A 13595-nucleotide genomic window follows, 5' to 3' on the forward strand; every position below is an offset into this window, starting at 1 on the left:
AATAATATAACGCTTATTCCCGATCACACTGTCATTGCGCAGCGCGGGGAATAAGCGTTTTTTTTTTTGGCGTATCAATAGACTCCGATGTCATCCAGCATCAGCTTGGCGGCGCCGCCGCTGAGAAGGAAGGTCAGCCGCTGGATTCCGGTGTCCGAATTGAAGCTGGGGTTGGCGGTCGCAAAGTCTGCCAAAGCTAGACGATACGTCTGATATACCGCTTCCGTCGGATGCTTGTATTTGCCGCCCGACAGGTGGCGTTCCAGCCAGGGGTGGATCGTAAACGAGGTGACGGGCAGCGGTTCGACCTCCATAAACCTCGTGAGCGGCAGACGGACGGAGGTACCGTTGCCGTCGGTAAGCTCTACCTCAACTGTGACGGAACCCGCAGCCAAAGCCGCATCGGGCGTATTGTCATCCTGCAGCTCGAAGCTGCGGTCCGTGAGCGAAAAGGCGAGCTCCTCCAGCTGGCCGCTGGACGGGAGGGGAGCACCTTGCTCCCAGCTTAACGTATAAGTGGACGGCTCATTGCCGCTAGGCTTACGCTCCAGCACGATTCCCCGGGACGGCTTGGTGCCGTTTTGCCGGTTCTTTGCCTCTTCCTCCTTCCAGGTGAGGTTGCTGCCCGCTGCTTTCCCTCCCCCGGGGAGACTCAACCGGTTCAAATCTTCATCGTAGCGGGCCCAAGCGGTAAATGTGCTGCGCTCGAACCGGTTGTAATATGCGGTGTCCGGGAGCCAGGCTAAGCCGGTGCGGTAATCCTGCAGCAGCGGGAGATAGCGGCCGAGCTTGGCGCTGGTGTTCGTTACCGAAGCGGAGCCGGACACAGCGTGGAGAGTGGTTGTTGCTCCGTTATTCCCCGCTCCCGCACCATGCAGCGTTTCCTCAAAGAAAGCCGAGATGTACACCTTCGCGATGCTCCGTTGTTCGGAAGGCGACAGCATCCCGTTCCGGCTGAGCAGGATGCCCTTCGGATAACTGACGTCCCGACCGCCCCAGCTGCTATTGAACTGGCTATGGTTGGCGTCTCCGATGTACAGCGAGGCTTTGAACCGATCTTTGCCTGACGAAAAACTTGTGCGCATGTACTGGCGGTCGCCTTCGAAGTCGCTGACGTCGCCATCCCGCGCGCCTTGCAGTGTCAAATAGCTGACATCCTTAAGCTGTGTGTATTTTCCGTCCACCTTTTTGTCGGTGGGGGCGATGGCGGCAACGGCTTGGATCTTGTAGTCTTCTAAGCTCGACATGAGCTCCGCGTCGTCCGCGAACCAATCCTTGTAACCCGCGGCCATCGCTACTGCTTGCCCGCCGCGGGAATGACCAACCAGTCCGATGCGGGTAAAGTCGATTTTTTCGTATAACGGATTATCCGGTTCTGCGGCAAATGTGCCGATCTGTTGCAAATGCTTCAGCAAAATCCAGGCTCGAACCTTCATATCGTTATCGGGAATTCCCGTCCATAGAGAGTAATTCAAGAAATTCTCATCGACGGATACGGCGGTGAATCCACGGCTGGCCAGCAGCTCTCCAAGATAAGCGTATCCGTCATCGGAGAAATCCTCCATCAGGTGGTTGCCGTGAACGATCAGCACGAGCGGGTAGCGGGTTTGGCTTTCGTTAGTGCTGTCCCCCGGGGCAGCACTAACCTCCTCCGCTGCGACGGGCATCCAGACTCTTCCGTTCAGCGGAAGTGCCCGCTGATTAAATCCCCAATAGGCGGTCCGGTAGACGGACCACTTTTTAATATAGGCGGAGGCATCCACCGTTTCGGAGGTGATGTCGACCGCTTCCCCGTATTCGGGCTGCCAAGCGTCGTTCCCGCTGCCGTAGGTGAAGGTCGACACCTCATACGGCCCGGGTTCGGCGGGGCTGTCCAGCAGATCGGCCAAGCTTGGCACGGCCGCTGAACCGACGGCGGCGTCGCTGCTTGCGCCATCGCGCGCCTTGTCATCTTCGGCTTCGCCGGCTTTCCATATCCCGGCGCTTTGCACGCCTTGATAGGCCGGTACGGCGGAGCCGCCCCCTGGTCCCGCCGCGAACGGCCAGATCGCGGCGGCGGCCACCAGCAGCGCCGTCATCAGGGCGGCTGCCGCTTTATGGCGCAGCCGCAGCCTCCGGCTGGCGAGCGCCCCATAAAGCAGCCCGGCGGCGATTCCCGCCAGGCTGATCACCGCGGCCACGACCGCAGCCGCGGGCATCGCTACTTCGTTATAGTAGAAAATAACGAAGGCTGCGGCAAAATCGAACAAGACCGCCCCCGTAAACAGGCGGGGGATCGGCACGCCGATCAAAGCCAGCAGCAGCGCGGCGGTGTGGGCGGTCAGGTACAGGCCCAGCGTTCCCGCGAGCAGGAACAGCAGCAGGTCGACCGGTCTCCCCAGCCCGGTCGGCATGCCCAGCGCCAGCAGGCCAAACGCGAACATGCCGGCCCCCCAGGGGCCGGCAATGGCGGATCGCCAAAAGGCGGTATCGTATCGGTAAGCATTCCGGATGCGGCGAGCGATCCGGTAACGCAGCGTCGGCTTGCTCATCAAAAGTTCAGTAACCACCTGAAGTTCCATGGCTTCCCCCAAAATCGTAGTCTCTCCTCTTCCCTTATTGTAACATGGGCCAAGGACCGGGAGAAACAGGGGAATACAGGGGCCGACCCAGCTGACCGAACGGGATAATCATGTAAAAGCGTCTGCTGCAGCACCATCAGCCGGCTGAGTCAGCGGGATAATCCCGTAAAAGCCAGCTCCAACACCTCTACCGACTCTGGCCGGGGCGCGGGCGGAAACGGACCCACGACCAGACGATCAGCAGGAGCAGCACGGCCAGGCAGGTCCCGATACTGATGCGGTTCTGCGCGTCGAACAAGAACAGCAGCGCAATGACAACGAGGCTGATCACGGTCAGCACCGTAATATACGGGAAGCCCCAGACTTTAAAGCTAGGTGCCGCCGGATAACGCTGGCGCAGCTTTAACTGGGACAAGCAGATGGTGATCCAGACGAGCAGCACGACAAAGCCGGGTACCGCCATCAATAGACGGAACAAGCCTGCCTGATTAAAGACGGCCAACATGGAGCCGAGGATCAGAACAACCCCGCAAAGAATTAAGCTGTTGACCGGAACGCCCTTGGCGGAGATCCGCGCCAGCTTCGCTGGGGCTTCCCCGCCGGCGGCCATCGAGTGGAGCATCCGGGTCGCGCCATAGATGCCGGAATTGGCAGCGGACAAGACCGCCGTAATCAGAATGAAGTTCATCAGATGCGCCGCCCCCTGCAAACCAACCGAGGACAGCACCTGCACGAACGGGCTGGTCTGCTCATTGAGACTGTTCCACGGTATCAGCCCGCAAATGATCAGAATCGGTAACGTGTAAAACAGCACCACGCGCAAAATAAAGCTTTTGACCACCCGAGGCAACACTTTTTCCGCATCCTTGGCCTCCGACAAGGTCAGTCCGATCAGCTCGGAGCCGCCGTAGGAGAACATGACGACCAGCAGCGCCGAGAAGATTGCCGTCCATCCGTTCGGGAACAAGCCGCCGTAATCCCGGTAATTGTGCGGGAACGGAGCGCTCGCCCCAGGGATCAGGCCAAACAGCATGGCCGCGCCCAGGAGAATAAAGACAATGATCATCGCGATTTTAATCCCGGCCAGCCAAAACTCAAACTCGCCGTAACCGGCTACGCTCATTCGATTGATGGCCAAGATAAAGGCGGCACTGGCTAGGCTAAGCACCCAGAGCGGCACGTCCGGCAACCAGAACTGCAGGAAACTGCCGGCTGCAATCACCTCAATGACGCATACGGCCAGCCACATGAAGCAGTACATCCACCCCAGAATGAAGGAGATGCGCTCGCCAAACGCCTCCCGGATGAAGTCCTTCATGTTGCGGCCAGGATACACTGTCGCCATCTCGGCAATAGCGCCCATGACGACCAGCAGCAGCAATCCGGCAAAGGCATAAGAAAAAATCACGCCAGGCCCGGCCAGGCTGACGGTCTCGGAGCTCCCTTTGAAGATCCCGGTGCCGATAACGCCGCCCATGGCCATGAAGCTGATGTGGCGGGGCAGCAATTTTTTCTGCAAAGTTGAGGAATCGGATTTCACGTAAATAAAGCCCCCTAAATCTGAGTTGTATCCATTGGAAGTTGGATAAGCAATACGGACTTTATCTTACACTAATTCGCCCGCGGGAGGAAATGAAATCATACCCGGTTGATTAGTATCACATTTCGTTGATTGGTCAGATAGGCAAGGGCCCGGCGGCCAATATACAATAACTTTCAAGATCAAAAAAGCGTAAAGGGGAGAAGCGTTTATGGCCCGATTATCCACGGATCGGGAAATGCAACCCGAACCCTCCATGCCGCACATGCCTTATAAAAGAAGGAAGAGCGGGATCGAGCGTTTTTTTCGGCAAATCGACCTGCAGTTGATGGTTCTCCCGGCGCTTGCCCTCATCTTCGTGTTTAGTTATATCCCGATGTATGGTGTCTTGATCGCCTTTCAGGACTACAAGATCGGGCACAGCTTTACGGGAAGTCCGTGGGTGGGCTGGAAGCATTTTGCTTACTTCTTTAACTCCCCGGATTTTTACACGGTTATGCGTAATACGATCGTCATCAGCCTGCTGAAGTTTGTCATCGGGTTTCCGGCGCCGATTCTGCTGGCTTTAATGCTCAACGAAGTGCGGAAAATGGTGTTCAAGCGAGTCGTTCAGACGATTACGTATTTACCGCATTTTATGTCCTGGGTCATTCTCGGCGGCTTGGTCGCTTCGCTGCTCGCCACGGATAACGGCAGCTTAAACATGCTGCTGGAACGGCTGAATCTGATTCAGGAGCCGATTAATTTTCTGTCGCTCCCGGAATACTTCTGGACCATTCTGATCACGACCAACGTCTGGAAGGAAATCGGCTTTGGCTCGATCGTCTACCTGGCGGCGATCGCCGGGGTGGATCCCCATACGTATGAGGCCGCTTCGATTGACGGGGCCAGCCGTTTTAAGCAGATTTATTTGATAACGCTTCCATCAATTATGCCGGTGATTTCGATTTTTATGATTCTGGCCATCGGCAATTTGCTGAGCGCCGGCTTCGAGGATATCCTCGTGTTGGCCGTGAACCCGGCGCTGCGCGATGTATCCGACGTCATCGATACGTACGTGATCCGGGTCGGGATCAACAATTACCGCTATTCCTACGCTACCTCCGTCGGGTTGTTTAAAGCGGTTGTAAGTGTCGGACTGTTGACCCTCGCTAACTATGTAGCCCGCCGATCCGGCAACAGCTTATGGTAATCAGGAGGAGGTGCTCGCGATGTATAGCAGCAGAGGCGACCGGGTCATGGTTGCTTTCATCTACGTCTTCTTAACCGTTTTTTCCCTCTCCACGTTATATCCGTTCCTGAATGCCATTGCGATCTCGCTAAACGAGGGGCTGGATACCGCAAAAGGCGGAATTACCCTCTGGCCGCGCGCCTTCACCCTGGAAAATTACGAGGTCGTCTTCCAGGATGAACGGCTGATGTCGGGCTTCATCATCTCCGTCCTTCGGACCGTCGTCGGAACGGTCAGCGCCATCTTGGCCACGGCGATCTTCGCTTATGGGATGACCAAGCGCGAGCTGATGGGGCGTAAGGTTTACATGCTGATGTGTATTTTTACGATGTATTTTTCCGGCGGATTGATTCCAACGTTTCTGCTGATCCGTAATCTGGGGATGTTTAACTCCTTCTGGGTTTATATCATTCCTTCGCTTATCGGGGTCTGGAACATGATCATCTTCCGTACCTTCTTCCAGGGGCTGCCCCAAGGGCTGGAGGAATCGGCCAAAATCGACGGCTGCGGCAATTGGGGCACCTTGTTCCGCATCGTGCTGCCGCTGTCGGGACCGGTTATCGCAACGTTGTCGCTGTTTACCGCGGTTGGGCACTGGAACGAGTGGTTCATCGCCAGCATCTACATTTCGAAGGAGGAGCTGCTGCCGATTCAGACCATTCTGAAGCAGATTCTCGCGTCCAATATCGTCTCCGAGCAGACGGCTAACCTGGATGCAGCGGCGCAAGCCCATATGGCGCAGGCCAAAACCGTCACCAGCAAATCGCTGTCGATGGCCACCATGATGGTCGCAACGATCCCGATCGTCCTGGTGTATCCGTTTGTGCAGAAGTATTTTGTCAAAGGGGTGCTGGTCGGGTCCTTGAAGGAGTAGTTGAAGGAACAACTGGCGGCGTTTAAGGCAGATCGTTCTGCTTTGAACATAAAAATGAAAGGCGAAAGGGGATAACAGTCGTATGAAAAAGCGGGGAACACGGTTAAGCCAACTGTTGATCATCATCATGGCGATTGCCGTCATCCTGGCCGGATGCTCCGGCGGCGGGGGCAACAGCGCGAGTGGCGGTAATCCTGCCGAAGCGCCGAAGGAGAACGGCAGCAATGCGGAGACGAACCAGGCGGAGTCTGCGGAACCGCAGCTTTTCGAGCTGGGGAAGGAGCCGCTGGAATTCACGCTTTACGGCAACTATGACTGGTACACCATGCCCAAATGGGGCGCCGACGAAACGACAGCTTGGGTGAAAGAGAACAAGAAGGTGAACATCACAGAAATTCCAAACGGCGGAAATACGGTGCAAAAGCTAAACACGATGATTGCCTCCGGCGATCTGCCGGACGTCATTTGGGGGGAGCGGGGTGCGGACGTCGAACGGCTGCGCGAAGCAGGCTTGCTGGTGCCATTGGACGATTATATCGAGAAGTATCCGAATTTGAAAAAATGGCTGGATCCGAAGGCAATGAACATGCTGCGATCCCCTGACGGCAAGCTGTATCAATTCCCGAACTGGTACACGAACCGTCCGAACGGCAATGCCGGATGGGTGGTCAACAAGAAGATTTATAAAGAGCTCGGTTCGCCTAAACTGGAAACAACCGATGATTTGTATGCTTACCTGAAGCTGGTGAAGGAGAAATATCCGGACGTCATCCCGCTGGAGACGGATTTGGCCAGCGAAGGTCACGGTCTTGATCAGATTTACTCCGCGTTTAAGGAGAACAATTTAAGTTTTCCGCGTTATTTTGCCGTACCCAACGGGGATAAAATGACTTCGATTTACAAGGACGAACCGTTCCGGGAATCGGTGGTCTACGCGGCGAAGCTGTTCCGCGAGAAGTTGATGACGCAGGACGCCATGACGCAGACCAGAGACCAGGTGCAGGAAAAGCTGATGAACGGCCGGGTGGCGGTGTACACTTCCTCCAATCCGACCTTGTATGCGATGCAGGCCCACGCAGCCTTGACCCAAAAGGATCCGGACGCCGGATATTTCATGATCTGGCCGATTCACAAGGAAGGGCTGGACAAAAACAAAATTTATCCCGGCACTTATAACATGCTCGGTTGGAACGCAGCGGTCATTACGACCAGCGCCAAGAATCCGGAAGCAGTCTTCGCTTTCTTGGATTGGTGGACCGGTCCTGAGGGGATGACCCTGCAGATGTGGGGGGTTGAAGGCGAGTTCTGGCAAGGACGGGAAGCGGACGGCATCACGCCGAAGTTCACGGAGAAATATACGAAGGAAAAAGAAAAGCTCGCCGATTATCAAGCGAAGATGGACCCGTTGATGTGGGTTGGTAATACCGTGTACGTTGACGATATTAAAGGGAGATTCGAAGCAACGCTGCCGGAGAGCGAACGGAACTGGTCAACCTATTGGCAGTACGAAATTACATGGAAAACGCAGGGCGACGCTACGGAATTCATCAATTTGTTCCCGCTGCCGGATACCGAGGAGGGCATCACCTTCCAAAGCGGCAAGGACATTTGGCAGAAAGCGAGAGCGCAAGCGCTGTATGCGAAGACGGACGAGGAAGCGTTGGCGATCCTCGACAAAGCGCATGAGGACACGATGGCCATTGGGTTCGAGAAGCTGCTGGATTACTATACTCAGCGCTGGCATGAGAATTTGAAGATGATCCAAGGCAATTAACCGAGACAGGCAAGCTACTTGGCAAGGGGGCCCGATTCATTAGGCTCCCTTTTCCTGTAGCGCAGGGCGGGGAGGATTAGAGGATTTTCTCCGTTCTCAACGAACAGGGAGGCCGGGTATACTTAGGGGAAACGGAGCTGAAACCGAACTTCCGCAAGGAAAAAAGGGGGCTGACACGATCGTGTACAAGGTACTGCTTGCTGATGACGAGCATCTTGACCTGGAGGGCATGAGGACGTTTATTCCCTGGTCCGAGCTGGGGATGGAGGTGGTGGGCGCCGTTAGCAACGGCTTCTCGGCCTGCGAGCTGATGGAACGGCAGGCGATCGACATTCTGGTCACGGACGTCAATATGCCGCATATGTCCGGGCTGGAGCTGGCACGCCGGGCGATGGACCGGAAGCCGGACGTCCGCGTCGTGTTTGTCAGCGGACACCAGGATTTTCATTATGTGAAGCAGGCGCTCTCGCTCAAAGCCTGCAGCTATGTGCTGAAGCCGATGGACGACGACGAGTTGGTCGCCTCGCTCCGGCAAATTACGCTGGAGCTGGAACATGAAGCGAATCGGAAGCGGACGGAGGAGCAGTATCTGAAAATGATGCAGGCGTTGCAAGCGCAAGGCGTTGAGAAGCTGGAGGACGAGCAGGAGCGGCAAGCTGCGGCGCGGTTGACCGAGGCGCGCCCTGCGCCGGGTTGCAGCCGGCTGATCCGGGAAATCATCGCGACGATGCAGGCGCGCCTCCACGAGAATCTCACCTTAAAGAACATCGCTCAGCAATTCGCCTTTTCGCCGAACTATCTAGGGCATCTTTTTAAGGAGGAAACCGGCCAAGGCTTCAGCGAAATGCTGACTGAACTGCGAATGGAACGGGCACGTAAGCTGCTCAAAGACCCGAAGGTGAAAATTTACGAGGTCGCCGGTCAAGTAGGTTACCGCTATATCCCTTACTTTAGCCGGCAATTTAAGGAGACCTTCGGGATGACGCCGATGGAATTCCGCAAACGGGAGTGAGGCCGACTTGATGAAAATCCACCGCGTGACGCCGCCCCGAGCGCTGCGTTACCTTCCGTTTGGCTACAAGCTGATGTTGACCTACCTCGTATTTATTTTGATTCCGGTGCTGGCGATCGGCTATTTTTCCCATTCTCTCTATCAGGAATCCATACGCAATCAAACCCGCAGTAATATCCAGGGGACGCTGCTGCAAATCCGGGACAACGTCGAATACAAACTGGCGGATGTCGAGCGCGTCTCCTCGATGCTCTATCACGATTACATGTTGATCACGCAGCTGCGCAGCTATGAGGAGGGCTGGAGCAGTTATGAACGGACGACGATGGTGCTTCAGCCCAAGCTGCATATTGCGATGAATGCGACCGGTCTGAAGCTCGCCATGTACGTTTTTCTGGAGAATGATACGCTGCCCGAGATTTATCACGGTTCCTTTGTGAATGAGAATCCGGATGCGCTTGAAGGCAACTATAATATCTATCATTTAAGCAGGCTTCAGGATAAAGCGTGGTACATAGATTTTCCTGAGGAGCGATACGGAGAGACGCTCGTTTGGCAGCAGGTGGAGAAGGACCGGGAACAGGGCAGAATCTCGCTGCTGCGCCGGTTGGTCGACAGCAACAAGCCGCTGGATTTGCGGGAAATCGGCTTCTTGCGGCTCAGCGTTCGGATCGGCGAGCTGTTCGGGGCGCTGGATTACCGCAAAATCGGCGAAGGCAGCCAGTTGCTCATCCAGGATGGGACGGGGGAGACGTTATACGAGTCCGGTGGGTTTGCAGCATCCTCTGGAACAACCGAGTATTTGACGATCCAAGAGGAGCTTGAAGGCCCAGGATGGGTGCTGACGGCCCGGGTTCCGCTTACGATCATGGAACGGGACTCGGCGAAGGTGCGCTGGTTTGTGATCTTGATCTGCCTGTTGTGCCTGATTGTGTTTACGTTTGCCGGCATGTTTATCTCCCGTTATTTCTCGATCCGGGTGACGAAAATCGTCTCGGTCTTAAACGCCTTCCGTGAGGGGGATTTGCATAAACGGATGCGCTATCGGGGGAAAGACGAGTTCTCGCAGATCGCTTCCGCCCTGAATGAGATGGGGCACAATATCAAGCAGTTGATTGAGCAGGTCTATCTGACCCGGCTTGAGAAAAAAGAGGCCGAGCTGGAGACGCTGCAGGCGCAGATTAATCCGCATTTCCTCTATAATACGTTGTCCTCGATCAGCCGGCTGGCCAAATTCGGGGAGATTGACAAGCTGCAGCGCATGGTGCTGGATTTGGCGAAGTTTTACCGCTTGTCGCTCAGCGATGGACGCACGATCATCCCGATCCATAGCGAGCTGGCGCAGGCCGAAGCTTATATTAACATTCAGCGTACGAAGTTCGGAGAGGCGGTGTCCTTCGACTTTGAGGTTGATCCTGCCATCCTGTCTTTGGCTACGGTGAAGCTTGTGTTGCAGCCGTTTATCGAGAATGCGCTGGAGCATGCCTGGTTTGGCGACCCGATCCACGTTCGGATTCAAGGATATACGGAAGGGCGGGAGGTGTGCTTCAAGATTATCGACGACGGGATTGGCATGACGCAGGAACGGCAGCGGCAAGTGTTCAACCCGGCCCCCGGAGCAGATGGCGGCTTTGGCATTCGGAATGTCCATAGCCGCATTCAACTGCATTTTGGGTCGGAGTACGGGGTGAAGCTGTATAGCCGCCCCGGCATCGGCACGACGGTGCTGATCCGGTTCCCGGCCGTCCCTGCCGGTGGAGAAACGCCGGGCTCCTCCCGAACCTCTGCCAAAACGTCAAGCATTAGTCCTTCTGACAAGTCTTGACAACTATTGGATTCGCGGTTTTAATAGGGAGATAGTTTTGAACATCTTGTGAACAAAGAAGGCGAAACCAAATGAACGCACAACTCAAGAGCATTCATCCCTTGTCGTGGACCATTATTATTGGGACGATTTTTGGACGTATGGCTTCGTCCATGAGTATTCCGTTCTTATCTATTTACTTGATCAAATCGCTGGGAGCATCTCCCTCCGAAACCGGGATCGTCATTGCGGTCAGTTCGCTGATTGGGGTGTTCGCCAGCTTCTATGGCGGCTACATCTCGGACGTCATCGGACGCAAGCGGGTACTGTACATTTCGATCTTCGGTTGGGTGCTGGTGTTTATCGGCTTTGGGCTGGCGAACCAAGTGTGGCTTTTCTTTATCATGAACGCCCTAAACGGATTATGCCGGGCGCTGTTCGAGCCAACCTCCCGGGCGCTGCTGGCCGATATCACCCCGCAGGAAAGCAAAATGCTGGTATTTAATTTGCGTTACGCCGCGATCAATCTCGGCGTTGTAATTGGGCCGATCCTTGGATTGCAAGTGGGTGCTTCCGAGACGGGACTGGCCTTCTATTTCGCGGGTCTCGTGTATTTGGTGTACGGGTTGGTTCTGGTCTTCCAGTTTATGCTGCACAAGGAAATCGGGATCGCGGGTCATGGAGCAGGCGAGCGTTTGACGTTGAAGGGCGCCATGCAGGTGACCGGCAGGGACCGCACCTTTTTGTACGTGCTGATAGGCATGATTTTCTGCGTGCTCGGGTACGGCCATTTCAGCTCAACGCTGGCACAGTACCTGGAGATGACGCCGGGCATCCAGGACGGGGCCACGCTGTTTGGTTACATGCTGTCGCTGAACGCCATTGTTGTGTTGGCGGTGCAGTTCCCGATCGTCAAGTTTGCCGGTCGCTTCTCGCCGATTGTGCCGCTGGTTGCGGGCAATCTCTTCGTGTCCGGCAGCCTGCTGCTGTTCGGCTCGGTGCATGCGGTCTGGGCGTTCCTGGTGGGCGTAGTGATCTTTACGATCGGCGAAGTGCTGATGTTTACGATGACGGACGTGCTGGTTGACCGGATCGCGAAGCCGGAACTGCGCGGAACTTATTTCGGCGTCTTCGGCTTCATCAATTTGGGCAACGTACTCGCGCCGCTGCTCGGCGGCTTTTTGCTGGACGCTTTGGGCGCCGGCTCGGCGTTGCTTATTTTTGCGATCATCGCGCTGACGACCGCCTTCGGCGTCCCGTTCCTGCTCATCGCAAACCGCCATTTGTCGGCCGCGCAGCCGGCCGAGCTTGCGAATGGAGCAGAGGCAAAGCTGAGTTAGAGTTAACCTCATAAAAGCGCAGCAAAAAGGAGATGCCGGCTGCAAGAGCCAAGGCATCTCCTTTTGATTGGAAGCTAAAGTTCGTGATGCTATTGCTGCACGATATCCTGTACGGATTTATCCAGTTTCTCCAAGAGCTGATCGCGGGAAATTTGCGCCCCTAAATATTCTTGCATGGCCGCTCCGAAGCCTTGGGTTACACCGTCCGGGAACAAATCCCAAAACCAGCCGACGGCAGTATCCGATTTTTCCTGAACGGCCACCGCGATTTGCCCGATGTCTTCCGAAGTAGCTTCTATACTCGACAAGGCCGGAATAAATTTAAACTCCTTGGTCACAAACTTCTTGCCGGTCTCGGAAGTCACGAGCCAGTTCAAGAAAGCCTTTGCTTCTTCCGGATGTGCGGATTTGCTGTTCACGACATAGTTGTTCGGAACGCCAATCAACACTTTGCCCTCTTGATCGTTGATCGGCACCGGGAGCACGCCGAGCTGTAAATCGGGATCGATTTTGTCGATGTCGCCTTGCGTCCAGTTGCCCTGCAGCATCATCGCCGCTTTGCCGGCCGCGAAGTTGGCGATCTGGGAAGCGTAGTCGGTCGTCATTTTGTCCTTTTGCGCGTTGTTGAAAATCAGGTCGACCAGATCGAGCCATTGTTTAAACACTTCGTTGTCCTTGAAGGAGGCTTTGCCTGCTTTGACATCCTCGATAAATTGCCGCGGGTCCGGCTGGTTAGCCAGCCCTACGTTGACCAAATGGATGCCGAGCGACCACCATTCATTGGTGGCCATAAACGGCGTGATGCCGGCCGCCTTCAATTTTTCTACGGCTTCCTTCAATTGCGGAAGCGTTTTTGGTTCTTCGGTAATGCCCGCTTGTTCAAACAGTTTCTTGTTGTACACAAGGCCGTAACCTTCGATATTCATCGGCATGCCGTACAGCTTGCCGTCCACCGTCATCGGCATTTTGGACGTTTCGATCAAATCTTTGACCCAAGCTTCGCCGGTCAGTTCGGTCGCCCGGTCCATATAAGGCTCCAGTGCGACATAGCCGCCGTTATTGAAAATTTCCGGCTCGGAGCCGGAGGCCAGCTCGGCTTTCAGAAGCGCGCCGTAGTCTTCACCGCCGCCGTGCGTTTCCACTTCCAATTTGACGCCGGTCTCTTGTTCATACGCTTCGGTCAGCTTGTCAAGCGCTTCGGCGATCTCCACCTTGAAGTTGAACATTTTGATCGTGACGTCTTTTTTTGCCGTCTCTTGCGCCGCTGAGCTATTCTCTGTCTGCTTGTTTTCCGCCCCCGTCGCTGCATTGCCCCCATTGCCACAGCCTGCAATCATCAGTGTGCAAACGATTACAAAAATGAGAATGGCCTTCCAGTTTTTCATGCAATGAACCTCCTTATTAATTTGTGTTACAAACCCATTCTAGTAAAAACGAGGAAGGGTTTACACTTAATATG

The 13595-nt window shown here is 55.3% G+C and carries 9 protein-coding genes; 6 read left to right on the forward strand and 3 right to left on the reverse strand.

Features of this window, described 5'->3' with window-relative positions; translation table 11 throughout:
- Positions 1-74 precede the first annotated feature (74 nt).
- On the reverse strand, positions 75-2573 hold the full coding sequence (locus ACL02P_RS23530) for an alpha/beta hydrolase family protein (RefSeq protein ID WP_412838192.1): 2499 nt from the start codon (positions 2571-2573) through the stop codon (positions 75-77).
- A gap of 175 nt (positions 2574-2748) precedes the next feature.
- Entirely contained in the window at positions 2749-4101 is a 1353-nt protein-coding gene (locus ACL02P_RS23535; protein WP_412838193.1) for an amino acid permease, read from the reverse strand.
- Between the two features lie 211 nt (positions 4102-4312).
- On the opposite strand from ACL02P_RS23535, the gene ACL02P_RS23540 reads away from it, so the two are divergent.
- The 6 genes from ACL02P_RS23540 to ACL02P_RS23565 all read left to right on the forward strand — a co-directional run bounded on the left by ACL02P_RS23540 (position 4313) and on the right by ACL02P_RS23565 (position 12136).
- Positions 4313-5293: an ABC transporter permease gene (locus tag ACL02P_RS23540; protein ID WP_412838194.1), complete on the forward strand. Its 981-nt coding sequence runs from the start codon at positions 4313-4315 to the stop codon at positions 5291-5293.
- A 19-nt stretch (positions 5294-5312) separates the two neighbouring features.
- Positions 5313-6206 carry a carbohydrate ABC transporter permease gene (locus tag ACL02P_RS23545; RefSeq protein ID WP_412838195.1) on the forward strand — a complete coding sequence of 298 codons (894 nt, stop codon included), beginning with the start codon at positions 5313-5315 and terminating at the stop codon, positions 6204-6206.
- An 82-nt stretch (positions 6207-6288) separates the two neighbouring features.
- A complete protein-coding gene (locus ACL02P_RS23550; RefSeq protein ID WP_412838196.1) occupies positions 6289-7980 on the forward strand; it encodes an extracellular solute-binding protein in 1692 nt (563 codons plus the stop codon).
- A 181-nt stretch (positions 7981-8161) separates the two neighbouring features.
- Entirely contained in the window at positions 8162-8992 is an 831-nt protein-coding gene (locus ACL02P_RS23555; RefSeq protein ID WP_260069877.1) for a response regulator transcription factor, read from the forward strand.
- Positions 8993-9002: 10 nt separating this feature from the next.
- On the forward strand, positions 9003-10817 hold the full coding sequence (locus ACL02P_RS23560; protein ID WP_009226454.1) for a sensor histidine kinase: 1815 nt from the start codon (positions 9003-9005) through the stop codon (positions 10815-10817).
- 71 nt (positions 10818-10888) lie between these two features.
- Positions 10889-12136, forward strand: a complete 1248-nt coding sequence (locus ACL02P_RS23565) for an MDR family MFS transporter (protein WP_412838197.1) — start codon at positions 10889-10891, stop codon at positions 12134-12136.
- 89 nt (positions 12137-12225) lie between these two features.
- On the opposite strand, the gene ACL02P_RS23570 is transcribed toward ACL02P_RS23565, so the two are convergent.
- Positions 12226-13521 carry an ABC transporter substrate-binding protein gene (locus ACL02P_RS23570; RefSeq protein WP_412838198.1) on the reverse strand — a complete coding sequence of 432 codons (1296 nt, stop codon included), beginning with the start codon at positions 13519-13521 and terminating at the stop codon, positions 12226-12228.
- Between the last annotated feature and the right edge of the window lie 74 nt (positions 13522-13595).

Origin of the sequence: Paenibacillus sp. MB22_1 (assembly GCF_047200555.1) — a bacterium.
GTDB lineage: Bacteria > Bacillota > Bacilli > Paenibacillales > Paenibacillaceae > Fontibacillus > Fontibacillus phoenicis.

Coding starts and splice junctions, on each gene's coding strand:
- ACL02P_RS23565 (WP_412838197.1), top strand. CDS start 10,889: ATGAACGCACAACTCAAGAGCATTCATCCCTTGTCGTGGACCATTATT.
- ACL02P_RS23570 (WP_412838198.1), bottom strand. CDS start 13,521: ATGAAAAACTGGAAGGCCATTCTCATTTTTGTAATCGTTTGCACACTG.
- ACL02P_RS23550 (WP_412838196.1), top strand. CDS start 6,289: ATGAAAAAGCGGGGAACACGGTTAAGCCAACTGTTGATCATCATCATG.
- ACL02P_RS23540 (WP_412838194.1), top strand. CDS start 4,313: ATGGCCCGATTATCCACGGATCGGGAAATGCAACCCGAACCCTCCATG.
- ACL02P_RS23545 (WP_412838195.1), top strand. CDS start 5,313: ATGTATAGCAGCAGAGGCGACCGGGTCATGGTTGCTTTCATCTACGTC.
- ACL02P_RS23560 (WP_009226454.1), top strand. CDS start 9,003: ATGAAAATCCACCGCGTGACGCCGCCCCGAGCGCTGCGTTACCTTCCG.